General features: G+C 52.6%; 13 protein-coding genes. All 13 read right to left on the reverse strand.

Annotated features, from left to right (window positions below; translation table 11 throughout):
* Positions 1 to 510: 510 nt before the first annotated feature.
* Positions 511 to 1,323, reverse strand: coding sequence for a PASTA domain-containing protein (locus tag LLG96_10450; GenBank protein ID MCE5250625.1), 813 nt, complete (start codon positions 1,321 to 1,323; stop codon positions 511 to 513).
* 1 nt (position 1,324) lies between these two features.
* Positions 1,325 to 2,659 (reverse strand): 16S rRNA (cytosine(967)-C(5))-methyltransferase RsmB, encoded by a 1,335-nt coding sequence (rsmB, locus tag LLG96_10455; protein ID MCE5250626.1) that lies wholly within the window; start codon positions 2,657 to 2,659, stop codon positions 1,325 to 1,327.
* Positions 2,622 to 3,431, reverse strand: a complete 810-nt coding sequence (locus LLG96_10460; protein ID MCE5250627.1) for a DUF4292 domain-containing protein — start codon at positions 3,429 to 3,431, stop codon at positions 2,622 to 2,624. Before LLG96_10460 ends, rsmB begins: the two co-directional genes overlap by 38 nt.
* A gap of 5 nt (positions 3,432 to 3,436) precedes the next feature.
* A complete protein-coding gene (locus LLG96_10465) occupies positions 3,437 to 5,173 on the reverse strand; it encodes a tetratricopeptide repeat protein (protein MCE5250628.1) in 1,737 nt (578 codons plus the stop codon).
* 33 nt (positions 5,174 to 5,206) lie between these two features.
* The gene (locus LLG96_10470; GenBank protein ID MCE5250629.1) at positions 5,207 to 6,520 is read right to left on the reverse strand and encodes a (Fe-S)-binding protein; all 1,314 of its coding nucleotides are present in this window, start codon (positions 6,518 to 6,520) and stop codon (positions 5,207 to 5,209) included.
* On the reverse strand, positions 6,513 to 7,046 hold the full coding sequence (locus LLG96_10475) for a macro domain-containing protein (GenBank protein ID MCE5250630.1): 534 nt from the start codon (positions 7,044 to 7,046) through the stop codon (positions 6,513 to 6,515). Before LLG96_10475 ends, LLG96_10470 begins: the two co-directional genes overlap by 8 nt.
* Positions 7,043 to 7,588 (reverse strand): Gx transporter family protein, encoded by a 546-nt coding sequence (locus LLG96_10480; GenBank protein MCE5250631.1) that lies wholly within the window; start codon positions 7,586 to 7,588, stop codon positions 7,043 to 7,045. The genes LLG96_10475 and LLG96_10480 overlap by 4 nt, the downstream gene beginning before the upstream one ends.
* Positions 7,585 to 7,974, reverse strand: coding sequence for a NusG domain II-containing protein (locus tag LLG96_10485; protein ID MCE5250632.1), 390 nt, complete (start codon positions 7,972 to 7,974; stop codon positions 7,585 to 7,587). Before LLG96_10485 ends, LLG96_10480 begins: the two co-directional genes overlap by 4 nt.
* A 1,025-nt stretch (positions 7,975 to 8,999) precedes the next feature.
* Complete coding sequence (gene amrS / locus LLG96_10490) at positions 9,000 to 9,983, reverse strand: AmmeMemoRadiSam system radical SAM enzyme (GenBank protein MCE5250633.1); 984 nt, start codon at positions 9,981 to 9,983, stop codon at positions 9,000 to 9,002.
* A 77-nt stretch (positions 9,984 to 10,060) separates the two neighbouring features.
* The gene (locus LLG96_10495) at positions 10,061 to 11,062 is read right to left on the reverse strand and encodes a glycosyltransferase family 9 protein (GenBank protein MCE5250634.1); all 1,002 of its coding nucleotides are present in this window, start codon (positions 11,060 to 11,062) and stop codon (positions 10,061 to 10,063) included.
* 57 nt (positions 11,063 to 11,119) lie between these two features.
* Positions 11,120 to 12,247: a glycosyltransferase gene (locus LLG96_10500; GenBank protein ID MCE5250635.1), complete on the reverse strand. Its 1,128-nt coding sequence runs from the start codon at positions 12,245 to 12,247 to the stop codon at positions 11,120 to 11,122.
* Positions 12,240 to 12,941, reverse strand: a complete 702-nt coding sequence (locus LLG96_10505) for a polysaccharide deacetylase family protein (GenBank protein ID MCE5250636.1) — start codon at positions 12,939 to 12,941, stop codon at positions 12,240 to 12,242. Before LLG96_10505 ends, LLG96_10500 begins: the two co-directional genes overlap by 8 nt.
* Before the next feature lie 133 nt (positions 12,942 to 13,074).
* Positions 13,075 to 13,701 (reverse strand): hypothetical protein (locus LLG96_10510; protein ID MCE5250637.1); only part of this gene is annotated, 627 nt, incomplete at its 5' end.

Below are 13,701 nucleotides of genomic sequence, written 5' to 3' on the forward strand. Positions count from 1 at the left end.
AATCCATACTGAGTTGTATTGTAATGAATTGATTATACATAGCATAACACCCTTTGGAGCTTCTGATGTATAAACCCCATTGAAAAGCCCCGCGGTCACAACCGGTTTTCGGAAAAAGAATGGGTGCTGTCCGAGCGAGCCGTAGGCTCGTGAGTTCACACATTCCCGAAAAACGGGCCGTGACCGTGGAAACAGGCTTTTCGCGGGGTGCCCTTTCCTTGGTTACTTCCTTTGGGCAAGCAAAGGAAGTAACATAATAGAAAAAAGTGTTCTTTAAAATGGGGGGTTGCCAGTGATTTACATGCCCTTGACAGCGCCGAAACAACACATTTCGTCATGGGGCTCGTGAAAAATTTACTTTTTCACAGCCCTTCTGAATCTTGAACTAAAAAATGATATACAAAATTCAAATCCGCGTAAATCCGCGTTCTATTTAAATTTGTGAATAGATCGGGTTATAAGATTTTTGAGCTTTTTATTACACTTTTACCGGTCGCCATACGGGTCCGTTTATTCCTTCTTCGATACATCGAGCGTCACTTCACTGCTCGTATGGGTCAGCGCGCCGGGATCGGGCTGCTGATCGATGACAGTTTCCGGCAGCATCTCGGATTCATTGACATAATTGATCTGTACGAGCTTGATATCGAACCGGTAAAATTTCAGCGTATCGAGCGCCGCGCTCAGCGAAAGCTCGACAAGATTCGGCATCTTTATGTTCGTCTCGGGAAGACCGTTTGATATATAAAGAACGACATCCGTGTCTTCGGGAATCTCCTGCCCTCCCGGGGGAGACTGCCCGGCGACAAGACCGCGCGAATAATTGTTGGACCGGATGATCGGCGTCGATTTGACTTCGAGACCGGCTTCCTTTACCACGAGCTCGGCTTCACGTTGCGAAAGTCCGACTACCGATGGCATGAGAAGCGGTCGCGGCCCTTTCGATACGGTGACATGGATGATACGGTCTGGTTTGACAAGCGTTCCCGGCGGCGTCAACTGAAGGGTTATGACATCTTTGGGGTAAATATTGTGATAGACGAGCGAATCCTGAACGATTGACAGGTGCAGGCTATGAGCGGTTTTTCCGGCTTCCGCGAGCGATTTTCCGGTCAGGTCAGGCAAACGAATTTCAAGACCGGTCTGCTGGTAATACGGCATTATAATCCTGTCCATGGTCACAACAAAGGTAATTCCGGCCAGAATAAGGGCAAAAAGGGCAATAATGCCATGCCGAATTATCGTACCGACCAGTTTCAGCGGATCGAATTTATTCGTTCGCTTCTGCGAGCGGGATGCAGCCTGTGGAGTATTCTGATTCATCTTACTCTTTCCGCAGCTTGGCTGCGAAAGCTCCGACACCCTCCATCTGGTGGGGAAAAATCAGATATCCGGGTCCTCGTTCAAATGCTGTGAAACGGCTGTCATGGTCAATGGTGAACTCATGATGTTGCTCCAGAAAATCCGCGACCGTATCCTCATTTTCCTCATGTTCGAGGGTGCAGGTGCTGTATACCAGCACACCGCCCGGCTTGACCTGACCGGCGGCATTATCGAGCATCTCGCGCTGGAGGGATGCGATCCGGGTTACATCCTCATCGGTCAGCCGCCACTTCAGATCGGGCCGTTTTGAAAAAACACCGGTCCCCGAACAGGGAACATCGAGCAGAACACGGTCGTACCGCTCCTCCGAATCGCGCCCGAAGGTAACCGCATCGTCTTCCCTGAACTCCAGGATAGTGAATCCGAGACGTCCGGCGGTTTCCTCGACAAGTCCGAGCCGCGACTGATGCTTATCGACAGCCGTAATACGCCCCTGATCGTGCATGAGCGAGGCGGCGTGTATCGCTTTACCTCCCGGTGCACAACAGAGATCGAGCACCTGTTCGCCCGGCTGGGGAGCAAGCAGCACCGTGGCCATTCCCGCCGAGGGGTCCTGGACGATGAAGAGGCCGTCACGGAAGGCGACGCTGTCGAACAGACCGTTGGCCTTTGACACCGAAAGGTATTCAGGCATCCCGGTTACAGGCTCCGTCTCGAAACCCTCGTGATCGAGCGCTTCTGCAAGGCTCTCCATGCTTGTCCCGATCCTTCCCGTACGGACAAAAACCGGGTGTTTCTCGTTTCCCTGCCTCATGATGGATTCGGCGATGTTCTCGCCGAAAGCATCGATCCATCGCCGTGCAATCCAGAGCGGATGAGAGAGTTCGAGCGACAGCCGTTCCGCCGTATCGGAAGGCCATTTATCCGGCTCACCCTCACGGAGAAATCTCCTGAGGAGAGCATTGACGAGGCCCCCGGCGCCCTTGCCGTGCGTTTTTACGGCGATTGTTACACTCTCGTTGACCGCCGCCCATTCCGGAATGGAATCCATGAACATGATCTGGAATAATCCGAGACGAAGCACATTACGAATATCCTGATCGAGTTCGGACGGGTTTTTATTATAGTAAATATTGATGATACGGTCAAGGCGCATTTTCCAGCGTATCACTCCGGGTACCATTTCACGGACGAAAGAACGGTCACGGGTTTCAAGCTCCTTCATCAGGGGAGATGTCATGATCCGGTCGGTATATGCCCCTTCGTTTTCCACCCGGGAAAGAAGCCGGAGAGCTACCTCACGGGCGGTTTGGGGCTGGCTTGTTTTTTTCTTCAAGTATAAGCCTTTCAGCATTCGCGGGGATATCAAAAACAAGGTCGCTCTCGGCAAGACCCGTATTCACCGAACAGGTCGAAAAATCCAGCGCGAGCATCTTTTTCCCCTCGGTAAATTCGGTTCTGCGCGGAAACATCACATCGCCGCATGATATAAAATCCGAACACAGACGTCGCCAGACTACCTTTGAGCCCTTTAAAATTTCTTCTTTAACAAGCAGTAAGCCGGGGCCTTCGACCGTGTATCGGTATTCCCTTAAACTGTCTTCCAGAGCAAGGATGGCCTGATAATTTTTATGTTTCAGGGAAACACGGGAACCGGCCTGAATATCGGCGGGAGGATATGCGCCGGTGAACATGGAGGTAATACGGTCGATATCGAACCGCATTCCGGGAACGAGAAGCGCGGAAATATCTTCGCCGCGGCCTGCGACGAAGTAGCCGGTCAATGAAGGGATGTACACGGTATACGAATCGGGCCGTGCGACAATAACGGAAAGGACAATGCCGAAAGTACCCTTGATGATCACCCGGAACCTGTCGGGGCTCCTGTAATTGATATAGACGGCTGCCGATTCAGTGCGGCCGTTAATCTTTGCGGTGGCCCGTGCCCGTCCGGAAAAATCATGTATCCCCGATGCCTGTTTCTCGAAGGAAGCCAGTATCTGTTCAATGGTGACATCGGAGGGAACAACCGATACAGGCTTCTTTCCGCAGCTCTGAATTGTCAGGATAAACAGAACAGCGATCGCAGGCCGAAGCATTCTTATCATATCGCTCACTTGATGCCATCGATTTTCGGCTGAATACGTGCGGAATCCTCGCCGAGCTTTATGGCCGAATTGTAAGCATCGGCTGCTTCTTTTGCCTTGCCCAGTTTCACGAGAACATCACCGTAGTGTTCGTATATGACACCCTTATCGGAAGCCTCGGCCACATTGAGCGCGGCTTCAATATACTTTCGCGCTTCCTTTAAATTGCCTTTTTTAAAATATCCCCAGCCGAGAGTATCGAGGTAGGCCCCGTTCTTCGGTTCCTTTTCAAGCGACCGTTTGACCATGCCGATTGCCTTGTCGAGGTTCTGGTTATGCTCCATGTACATATAGGCGAGATTGTTGAGGGCAAGGGTATGGTCCGGTTCGATCTTCAGTATGTTGAGGAGCGCCTCTTCCGCCTTATCAAAACGGCCGAGAAAGTCATAAACCAGGCTCAGTCTCAGGAGATATGATATATTCTGGGGATCCGATTCGGACAGCCATTCGAGAATGGCGGCCGCATCTTCATACCGTTTCAGTTCGGTATAAATGGTTGCCTCGATCTCTTTCAGTATCGTTTTATCCTCGATGAACGACCCCGCTTGTTTACGGATGAGATCGACAGCCTCTTCGGCACGGCCAAGCTTGATGAGCGACCGCGCCATACCGGCGAAAGCGTTGAGCAGCGACTCCTGGTTCACATTCTTGTCAACCTTTGAAAAACCGGTGCTGTAATAGTTGACCGCCTCATCGTACCGTTCGAGATAATTCATCGTTTTCCCGAGCGAGAAATACAGTCCGGCATCATCCTCCCCCTTTGCAACGAGGGAATCGAGCGCCGCCTTGCCGTCCTCGTCTCTGCCGTCATAATAATAGAGCGCGCAGAGGGTTTTCCTGATTTTCATGTTGTCGATGCCGGTTGCATCGGCCTGCTCGAAATACGTTATTGCGCCTTTCCAGTCATTTTTACTCAGGCAGAAATTACCGAGTTCGACAAGGAGTTTTACGCTCCCGGGATTTTTCCGCAGCGCTTCGGTAAAAGTCTGATCCGCTTCATCGAGCTTGCCATTCTGAGCGTAGATTTCACCTATTGAAATCCATGCGTTCTCATCGGCAGGGTCGCGTTCGATGATACGTTTATAGATGGACAGGGCCTCATCGATGAAATCGTTCATGGCCAGCAGCTCTGCGGCCTGCTGCAAATCCTGGGCCGGCATGTCTTTTTCTTTGATGCTGGATAACAGAATACTTTTCCCTTTTTCGGCGTTACCGGCGGAGAAGTAAAAATAGGCAAGTTTAAGAACGGAGTTGAAATCCTTGTCCTTGCTGAGCTTCATGTACATTTCCATCGCCTCGATGGCTTTTTCATAATTCCCCTCGTGCTGCTCGATGCGCTGCAGGAGCTGCCATGCTTCCTTGTTGGTCGGATCGAGTTTTGTCGCGAGTTTCGTATAGTAATGCGCCGACTTTATTTTCCCGTTTTTGACGAATGCCTCGGCAAGCGCATACGCAATCTCGCCGGAATCCGGATCATATTGAAGGGCTTCCAGATATGAAGCGATCGCTTCTCCAAACTGGTTCTTCGACTCGGCAACTTTCCCCTGGATGAACATATCCATGGCTTTCTTTTTCGATGTCTCGACAGCCTCCGGTTCATTTTCTTTCGGGACTGTGGCAGCGCACCCGGCAAGCAGTCCGGCCGCTATTATAACCGAAGTCAGAAGTTTTATGATATTGGCTGTGATTCCTTTTCGTTTCATGTTACCCCCAGTACGGATCAGCGCTGTTCAGTTTCATACAGGTATCTTTATGCTTTCCGGCGCCATGTTTGTCGTGTGAGATTGTTCGTCTTTCTTTCTATAGGCCATGTCGAGTAGCTCGACAGGATGAATTGTATGAATATCTTCTCCTTCGTGATTGAGCAGATCGTCGAGCTGCATCTTGCACGAGGGGCAGGGAGTCGCCACATAGTCCGCCTCCGTTTCGCGGATACTCTCGGCCTTATGCGCCCCGACCTTTCGCGACAGCTCGTGATGTGTGTACGAAAATGTTCCGGCTCCGCCGCAGCACCGGTCTGCGCCGGTCATCTCGACATACTCGACACCCGGAACCATTTTCAGAAGCTCGCGCGGCTCACGGTAAATTCCCTGTCCCCGTCCGAGATGGCAGGGATCGTGGTACGTGACACGCAGGGGAATTTCCCCGAAATCCCTGTCGATATCGATCACATTCACGAGAAATTCGTTGAGATCGTAAACCGGAACATCGAACGGCCCCACACCGAGCAGCTCTTTCACTTCATGCTTGAGCGCAGCCGAACAGGAAGCGCAGTCGGTGACAATACAGTCGATATCGAGCCCGGAAAACGCCTTGAGATTGATTTCCGCCAGATATCGCGCGGTTTTGAAATCCCCCGAGGAGTATACGGGTATTCCGCAGCATGCCTGTTTCCGCGGAATAACGACTTCCACATTGTTCCTGGTGAGCACTCGTATGGTGGCGTCGGCAACATTGGTGAACATCAGGTTTGTCGCGCACCCGATGAAATAACCGACACGTTTGACAGGTTTGCCCGAAACCGGCGGATTGACAAGCGGCCATCTGCTTATGGACTGTTTGGCCGCGAGAATGGGAAAATGCTTGTCGCCCATGCCTGCAAAACGCGGGATAAGCGCCTCCAAAAGCTGATTACCCGTATAGAACCACCGCTGCCCTGTCGAAGCGAAACGCGCGGCCATGTTCATGAAAAACGGGTACCGGATGATGGTCTTGAACACCATTTTCTTGATGATGTTCAGTTTTCCCCTTTTGGCCAGCTCGGCCCGCGCGGCAAGGACAATATGGTCGGTGCGCACTCCCGAAGGACAGATTTCGGCGCACCGCATACAGTTGAGGCAGTCGAGCATCCGTGCCTGAACCGCGCCGTCGAGCGCAACGCTGCCATTGAGCACCGACTGGGCAAACTGTACCCTTCCTCTCGGAGATGAGCCTTCGAGTTTCAGTTCCTCGAACGAAGGACACACCGTCTTGCACAGCCCGCACCTGAAACAGCGGTTTATATCGTCGATCTGACCCTCAAGCAGGGGTAAATCCGGTTTTTCAGCCATGTTTCGTAAACATCTCCAGAAGTTTGTCGTTGATGATTTTCCGAACGGATTCATCGTTATCCGCGAATGCCACATATTCGAGGGATTTATTGTCCTGAATCAGGAATTTTACCGTCTCTTCAACCATCCCGTATGCAATGATATGAATCTCGACATGCGAAATTTCGGTTGTGAGGATGGGAACGACAAGCGAAGTACACCGTAATGAATCAGCCTTCACAAGGGAGGCTCTCATCGCTTTACGGATTGCGGATTCGGTGGCGACAAGGTCCTGGCCCGTTATTACAGCGTGGATAATCCAGCGGGCTGCCAGTGCGCCTGCCTTCGTTTCCACCGCCTCGCCGATCGGCGCAGGAGCTTTTTTCAGGGATTCGGTCTCTATGCTTTCTCCGCCGGCTTTGCGTATAAGCGCCGACACGCCTCCCCCCATCCAGAGCATGTTGTTCGCCGGGTTGACAATCGCTTCAACCGGTATCCTCGTTATATCACCGGCGATAACATCCAGTTTCGCCTTGCCGATTTTCATACTGTTTCCCTCTCGCGGACCGGTTCGGGGGCAAAAAGGGCGCTTCCCCGCTCAAGAACCATGGCCGCAATAAGACCGGTGATATTCCCGGTAATCACTCCCGTAAAAATAAATACGGGTATAAATATAAACATTTCCACACTCTTTACAAAGAAGAAATAGGCGATTACAAGCTGAATAATGTTATGAGCGAGCGCGCCGAGCACACTGATACCGACCGGCCCGAATACATTCCGCGTATACCGGAGGACAAACACCATGACCAGTGCCGAAGCCAGTCCGCCGGAAACGGCGAAAACGAACACGGGGGTAAAAAGCCTTCCGAGTATGAGCGCTCCCAGAACCACCCGCAGCAGCGTCACCTTGATCGCGTCACCGAAACCATAGAGCAGAAGCGCGAGAATGGTGGCGATATTCCCCAGCCCCGGCCTGAACCAGGGAAGCACCGGCAGAAAGGATTCGAAAACAAACAGGATGAGCCCGAATGCGGAAAGCATGGATATCATAACAAGCCGTCGGGTCGGGGAACTTCCTCCTGTCATTGCGTCACTCCGTCGAACGAATCATTATCCCTGCCCCCCCGTATGGATACGATGATATGGTTGGGAGCACAAACCAGTATTTCACCACGATGGCTGATATACCCCATATGTTTGCAGTACCCGTGCGGACAGGGCGAATCGGTGATGCGTACGGTCCCGTTTTCAACGCATACGGTCGTTTCACCGAGCGGACCGGAAACCTTTGTTGTAACGTTTTTATCGAGCGAAAGTTCCAATACCTTTCGGCCGTCCGCTTCAACGACAACGTGTTTTCCCCCGCCGGGGAAAAACTCGACAGCGGCTATGCTCAAAATCGCGGCGAGGGACACGATACATACCAGAATCGCATCGCCGCGTGTATAATACCGTCGTATATCAAGGTGCATTCTAACCTGGATTTATCTGAAAATGCTTCTACGGTTTCCGGTGCTGAAGCACCGGCCAAGTTCCTGGAGTCCCTGTACCACCGTCATTCCCGAGTCTTTAATCGGGAATCCATAAACAGCCTGCATATATTTTCCATCCTTCTGTGTGACTATCTATAGTCATGGAGGTTATTCATCCTTCGTTGTGACCATCTATGGTTATGGGGGTTATTGGTAAAATATTTCACCATAAAGGCACAAATAGGCATAATAGATTATTTATACTATCTTTAGTAATTATTAATCGTTCACATCTATAAGCCTTGTGAAAAACACCATTTACGTGGATATAAGCTGTCAAGGGCCGGCACGAAGTGCCGATTTACATACTTAAGACCCCCAATTTTATTGTAATACATTGACTATAGACCAATGAACTACCCCGGAGTGAAAACTCCGAGGAATTCTTTCGATTAAAGCCTGTGAATTTATAAACCCGTTGAAAAGCCCCGCGGTCACAACCGTTTTTCGGAAAAAGAATGGGTGCTGTCCGAGCGAGCCGAAGGCTCGTGAGTTCACACATTCCCGAAAAACGGGCAGTGAACGGGGGAAATGGCTTTTCACAGGGTGCCCTTTCCTTGGTTACTTCCTTTGGGCACGCAAAGGAAGTAACATTAATAGTGTCCGGTTACATTTCAATGTGCATAATGTATTGAAAACGCTATGGTTTTCAATGAATTTCAACAATGCTCGATGTTACTATCTCATATTTTTAGAACAGCCCCCTTCAGCGCTTACGCGCCTGTTTCCCCCGGAGGGGGCAACATAGTGTGGCGCTTGCAGTTATATCCTGCCCCCTGCTAGGGGGAAGGATGGAACGAAGTGACAGAAAGGGGGCTTTTTAAATTAACCGGACAGTTCTGATACATGACGAAATAATTTTTTGTGTTTTCTTTGTAGGGGCAACCCCCCGTGGTTGCCCACTGTAGAAAATATCCGCGTTCTATTACTCTTTTATATCGGTTCAAAATCGTAGTACGATTCAATCAGATTCCCGTAAATTCCGCAGCCGTTCCGCACGAAACACAGCGCCCGCCCCTGATACCGGCTGCCGAGACAGAATAGTACGACCGTCTGACCAGCACCGATCCGCACGACGGGCACATAGTATCGGAAGTCCCGGGAACGGCGACATTGCCCAGGTAGACATACCTGAGCTTTTTCTTTGCAATCTCATATCCCCGGAGGAGTGTTTCCACCGGTGTCGGAGGCTCGGAAAACCTGTAATGGGGAAAATACCGTGAAAAATGAAGCGGCATGGACTGGCTGACACCGGCTATCCAGTCGGTCAGCTTTTCAAAATCCTCGTCCGTATCGTTGTAATTGGTTACCACGAGATTTGTCACCTCGACATGACACTGTTTCGATGCTGTTTCCACGGTTCTCAGAACATCATCGAGCTTTCCGCCGCATACCTTCTTGTAAAATTCCGGCCTGATCGACTTGATGTCCACATTCATGGCATCGATAACGGGCAGCAGCTCACGGAGCGGTTCCTCGTTGACATACCCGTTGGTCACGAGAACGTTGACAAGCCCGCGCTTACGGACAAGCTTGCCCGCATCACGGATATACTCGAACCATATGAACGGCTCGGTGTAGGTGTACGCCACTCCGATGGAGCCATTCTGCGAGGCAAGCCGTGCAAGTTCATCCGGCTCGATATACCGTGAGTTTACATCCTCCTGGGATATTTCGCTGTTCTGGCAGAATCCGCACCGGAAATTACACCCGTTCACACCAGTTGACAATATGACGCTCGAAGGGTGAAAATGGTAGAGAGGTTTTTTCTCGATGGGATCGACAGCGAGCGAAACCACACGACCGTAACCTTCGGCAACAAGCGTGCCGCCCCTGTTGGCCCTGATCCTGCAGATGCCTGTATTACCATCGGTTATCGTACAGAAATTCGGGCACAGAATACAACGGACCCTGTTCTTGTCGAGTTTTTCATAATATGATGCTTCCATTGCCGATCACACTCCTCCGGGAACAGCTTCGACGGAAAGCCGGTTCCGTCGTTCGTCAGCTATTGTTGTACTCCATTTCATGATCCGAGCGTTTCTTCGATCAGGCGAATGACCCGCTCCGGTGTTACGGACTTCATGCAGCGATGGCTTTTATCCGGGCATTCACGGTGACCGTGAACGCCGCAGGGACGGCAGTCGGCATCCTCTTCGATCACCATCCCGCGCTCGGTATAGGGCCAGAATCCGAAATCGCGGACTGTCGGCCCGAAAATCGAAAAAACCCCGGTGCCCATCGCGGCGGCAATATGCTGGGGAGCGCTGTCGCCCGTGAGAACGAACGCAGCCCTCCGGTAGAGCTCGGCGGACTGACGCAGGCTCAACAGGCCGCAGGTGTCGATCGCGCCCGAAACGTTCCGGGAAAGGATTGCGCAGATTTCCTTGTCTCCCTCGCCGCCGCTCACAACGACGCGCATGCCTTTCGCCGCAAATGCGTTGCCGACAGCGCTGTAATATTCCACCGGCCACCGTTTCGTCATCCAGACCGATCCGGGCGCAAGAACGCATAACGAGGATACAGCGCCGAGCCGGTCATCGACCGCCGACCTGTCATGGTCGTCCGGGAAAACCGCAGGCAGGCATCCGGCCGTTTCCCACCCCACGGCCTCCGCAAGCATGAGATTGCGCTCCACCTCGTGGATTCCGGGACAGTATGGTACCCGGATGGTATGGAGGAGCATGCCCCCGCCTTTCGCGAATCCTATCCTCGTACGGACACCCGCGTGAAAGAGCGCGGCGGCTGTTCTCAGCGAACGGTGGGGAATTATCGCGGTGTCGATGGCGAAGCTTCTCAGGCGTTTCACGAACCGGATAAATCCGCCGATACCGCTTTCCCTGCCGCGTTTGTCCCATACGACTACTTCATCGACGAACGGATTGTTTCCGGGAAGGTTCTCGCAGCCGGCCCGAACCACGGCAATAATGGTATCGCGGGGCCGCGATTTCCGCGCAGCCTCGAAAAGCGGGGTCGCAAGCACTACATCGCCGATGAAGGCGGTCTGGACTATTGCAGTTACACTCATCCGTTTCCTTTGGACTGCTCAACCGGTCGTGTCAGGAGGGACTTTTCAGATGCTCCCTCATGCATTGTTGCTCCGGTATATCCGCCCTTTCCATTCCACTGCCCGGTTTCCGGCTACAATTCTCCATAACAATACGCAACCGTAAAGACTCTGAAACAGAAGCATCCCCGGAATGAGCACAAAATCGCTCGGCGCCGATCCCGGAACAGCGCACAGCAGAATGACATACCCGGAAAACCATGAAAGCATCGGTATCAACGGGATCGCCGGATTACACCGCGCAAACACCAGAGAAGCGATAAACACCAGCGACATCATGATCTCGATACCCATCAATACCTTGCCTGTCATCGAGAAATTCCCCATCCCGGTAATCCAACGGAGCCGCTGATGTATGAATTTACGAAAGGAATCCTCCGGCATGGTCACAGCTACACCATCACCTCCCACGGCCCAGCCGAGACGGTATCCGGTCTGTCCCACAACAGCGTTCACAAGGGCCATATCCTCGACTATGTTGGGCTCGATCCTGCTGAATCCTCCGCTTGCATCATATGCCTGCCGTCTGAACGAAATATTGTTACCCATGATCGTAACCGGCAATCCGAGCCCTGCCGCGCCCATTGCAGCCGCGAGCTTCGTCACGAGCTCGCATCCCTGAATCCGTGCAAACAGGCCGCCGTGCTTCCCCGAAACAACGGTAATACCTCCGGAAATCCCGACACTGCCATGATACGCCGCCACATGTGCCCGAACCCAGCCGGGTTTGACCGCGCAGTCGGCGTCGGTCAGCAGTACGATCTCGCCATGGGCATGGTTGATTCCCAGATTGAGCGGCCGCTGTTTCGCCGGCAGGTCGCGAGGCTCGCTCTCGGTGGAGAGAACGGTCAGAAACGGGTACCGGGATGCATATTCTTCGAGAATGGCCGGCGTGCTGTCGTCGGATTCGTCATCGACGAGAATGACCTCAGTTTTATCGCGCGGATAATCGAGCTCTACGAGGCTGTCGATACACCGCCGGATGACACGTTCCTCGTTACGGGCGCAGACGACAACAGAGACCGTGGGTTCATCTCCGGGCGGTTTCCTCCTCCGCAAACGCATTATACCGGCTGCCAGCACAAGAGAGACGACGAGATAGAACACCGAATAGCCCACTATACAGACAACAGGCATGTCAGGCATCGTTCTCGTCCCCTTCGATCGAATCGGAAACCGTGAGCTCATCGATTCCGATGAACCGTATTTCGTCGTGTCGGGCCCTTGTGTATATACTGCGCAGTATCTCCGGCAGAAAGAGTCCACCCCCGTGCGCGGTATCGTGAAACACCAAGATCGCGCCGGGCCTGATGAACGGTTCGACCGTCCTCAGAATCTTTTCGGGCGGATCATCCGAGTAATCCCCCGACAGCACGGTCCAGAGAACGAGTGTCAGCCCTTTCTGCCTCACCGCTTCGGCGCTCGTGAAATCGAACATGCCGTACGGTGGTCTGAACCAGCATGGAGCAGCGCCGGTAGTGTCGCTTATGGCTTTCTGGGTATCGTCGATCTCACGGTTGACTTCGCTTTTTTTCATGAGAAACATCGAACAGTGGGTCATGGAGTGATTCCCGGCGATATGCCCGCGCTCGACAACCATCCGGGCCGTATCGGGATGCTTCTTCACCTGCTCGCCCACCATGAAAAACGTGCCCCGTGCTCCCGCTTCATCGAGAAAATCGAGCACATAGGGTGTGATATCGGGATCGGGGCCGTCATCGAAGGTCAGCGACAGCCCGCCGGAATCGGGGGTGCCTTCCCAAAGAACGCCTTTGAGATTCTTTTTGAGAATTTCGGGAGGAATATGTTCGAGGGATTCAAGTATCTTTTTTAAAGTCATGTGATAAAGCCTGTACGTGTGGATATAAGCTGTTAAGGGTCGGCACGAAGTGCCGGTTTACATGCCCTTGACAGCATCAAAACAATACATTTCATTATCGGGCTCGTGAAAAATATACTTTTTCACAGCCCTCTTAATCATATGAAGTTTTTCCGCGCTCGACACTGACAGCTCCGGTTCGCCGTCCGCGCCATTCGAACGATCCGAACAATCCTTTTACCGACACAAAGATTATATAAGGCACATGGAGAATTTCGGCAAGGGGAAACATGAGCATCAGCCGGAGCTTCCCGATTTTATAAACTCCATAACCGGCCAGAACAAGATCGCATATTGTTTTAAGACCGTAAATAACAGCGAGGGGAAAAAACGCCACCCGGTGAGCGGCAGCGAGCCCCAGCCAGATCGGAATCGCTGCAAAAAAAGCGAAGAAGGCCGCCATCAGTGCAACTGCAGAAACCGAAGGGTATCTCCCGATTTTCGATGCCCACCGCGCGCGCTTTCCGAGAAACTCACCGAGGCTCCCGGCAGCGCCTGTCCGCACTGCTGTTTCTATACCGGTGACAAAACGGACGCCTGCTGCCCTTCCGCGTGCGATTTTCTGCATGAGGAGGTCATCATCCCCGGAAATGACATCCCCGACGCCCTCGAATCCGCCCACCCGCTCGAATGCGGCACGCCGGTATGCCAGGTTGGCGCCGTTGCAGGTGACCGGGAAACGGGCATTCATGAGCCCGGCAGCCATAATCTGGATACCCGC

It is taken from the genome of bacterium, from assembly GCA_021372535.1.
Classification (GTDB): domain Bacteria; phylum Latescibacterota; class Latescibacteria; order Latescibacterales; family Latescibacteraceae; genus JAFGMP01.

Excerpts from the sequence above, each read along its gene's own strand:
- LLG96_10450 (MCE5250625.1), bottom strand. The coding sequence starts at position 1,323 with ATGAATCAGAATACTCCACAGGCTGCATCCCGCTCGCAGAAGCGAACG.
- LLG96_10460 (MCE5250627.1), bottom strand. The coding sequence starts at position 3,431 with ATGATAAGAATGCTTCGGCCTGCGATCGCTGTTCTGTTTATCCTGACA.
- LLG96_10465 (MCE5250628.1), bottom strand. The coding sequence starts at position 5,173 with ATGAAACGAAAAGGAATCACAGCCAATATCATAAAACTTCTGACTTCG.
- LLG96_10470 (MCE5250629.1), bottom strand. The coding sequence starts at position 6,520 with ATGGCTGAAAAACCGGATTTACCCCTGCTTGAGGGTCAGATCGACGAT.
- LLG96_10475 (MCE5250630.1), bottom strand. The coding sequence starts at position 7,046 with ATGAAAATCGGCAAGGCGAAACTGGATGTTATCGCCGGTGATATAACG.
- LLG96_10480 (MCE5250631.1), bottom strand. The coding sequence starts at position 7,588 with ATGACAGGAGGAAGTTCCCCGACCCGACGGCTTGTTATGATATCCATG.
- LLG96_10485 (MCE5250632.1), bottom strand. The coding sequence starts at position 7,974 with ATGCACCTTGATATACGACGGTATTATACACGCGGCGATGCGATTCTG.
- amrS (MCE5250633.1), bottom strand. The coding sequence starts at position 9,983 with ATGGAAGCATCATATTATGAAAAACTCGACAAGAACAGGGTCCGTTGT.
- LLG96_10495 (MCE5250634.1), bottom strand. The coding sequence starts at position 11,062 with ATGAGTGTAACTGCAATAGTCCAGACCGCCTTCATCGGCGATGTAGTG.
- LLG96_10500 (MCE5250635.1), bottom strand. The coding sequence starts at position 12,247 with ATGCCTGACATGCCTGTTGTCTGTATAGTGGGCTATTCGGTGTTCTAT.
- LLG96_10505 (MCE5250636.1), bottom strand. The coding sequence starts at position 12,941 with ATGACTTTAAAAAAGATACTTGAATCCCTCGAACATATTCCTCCCGAA.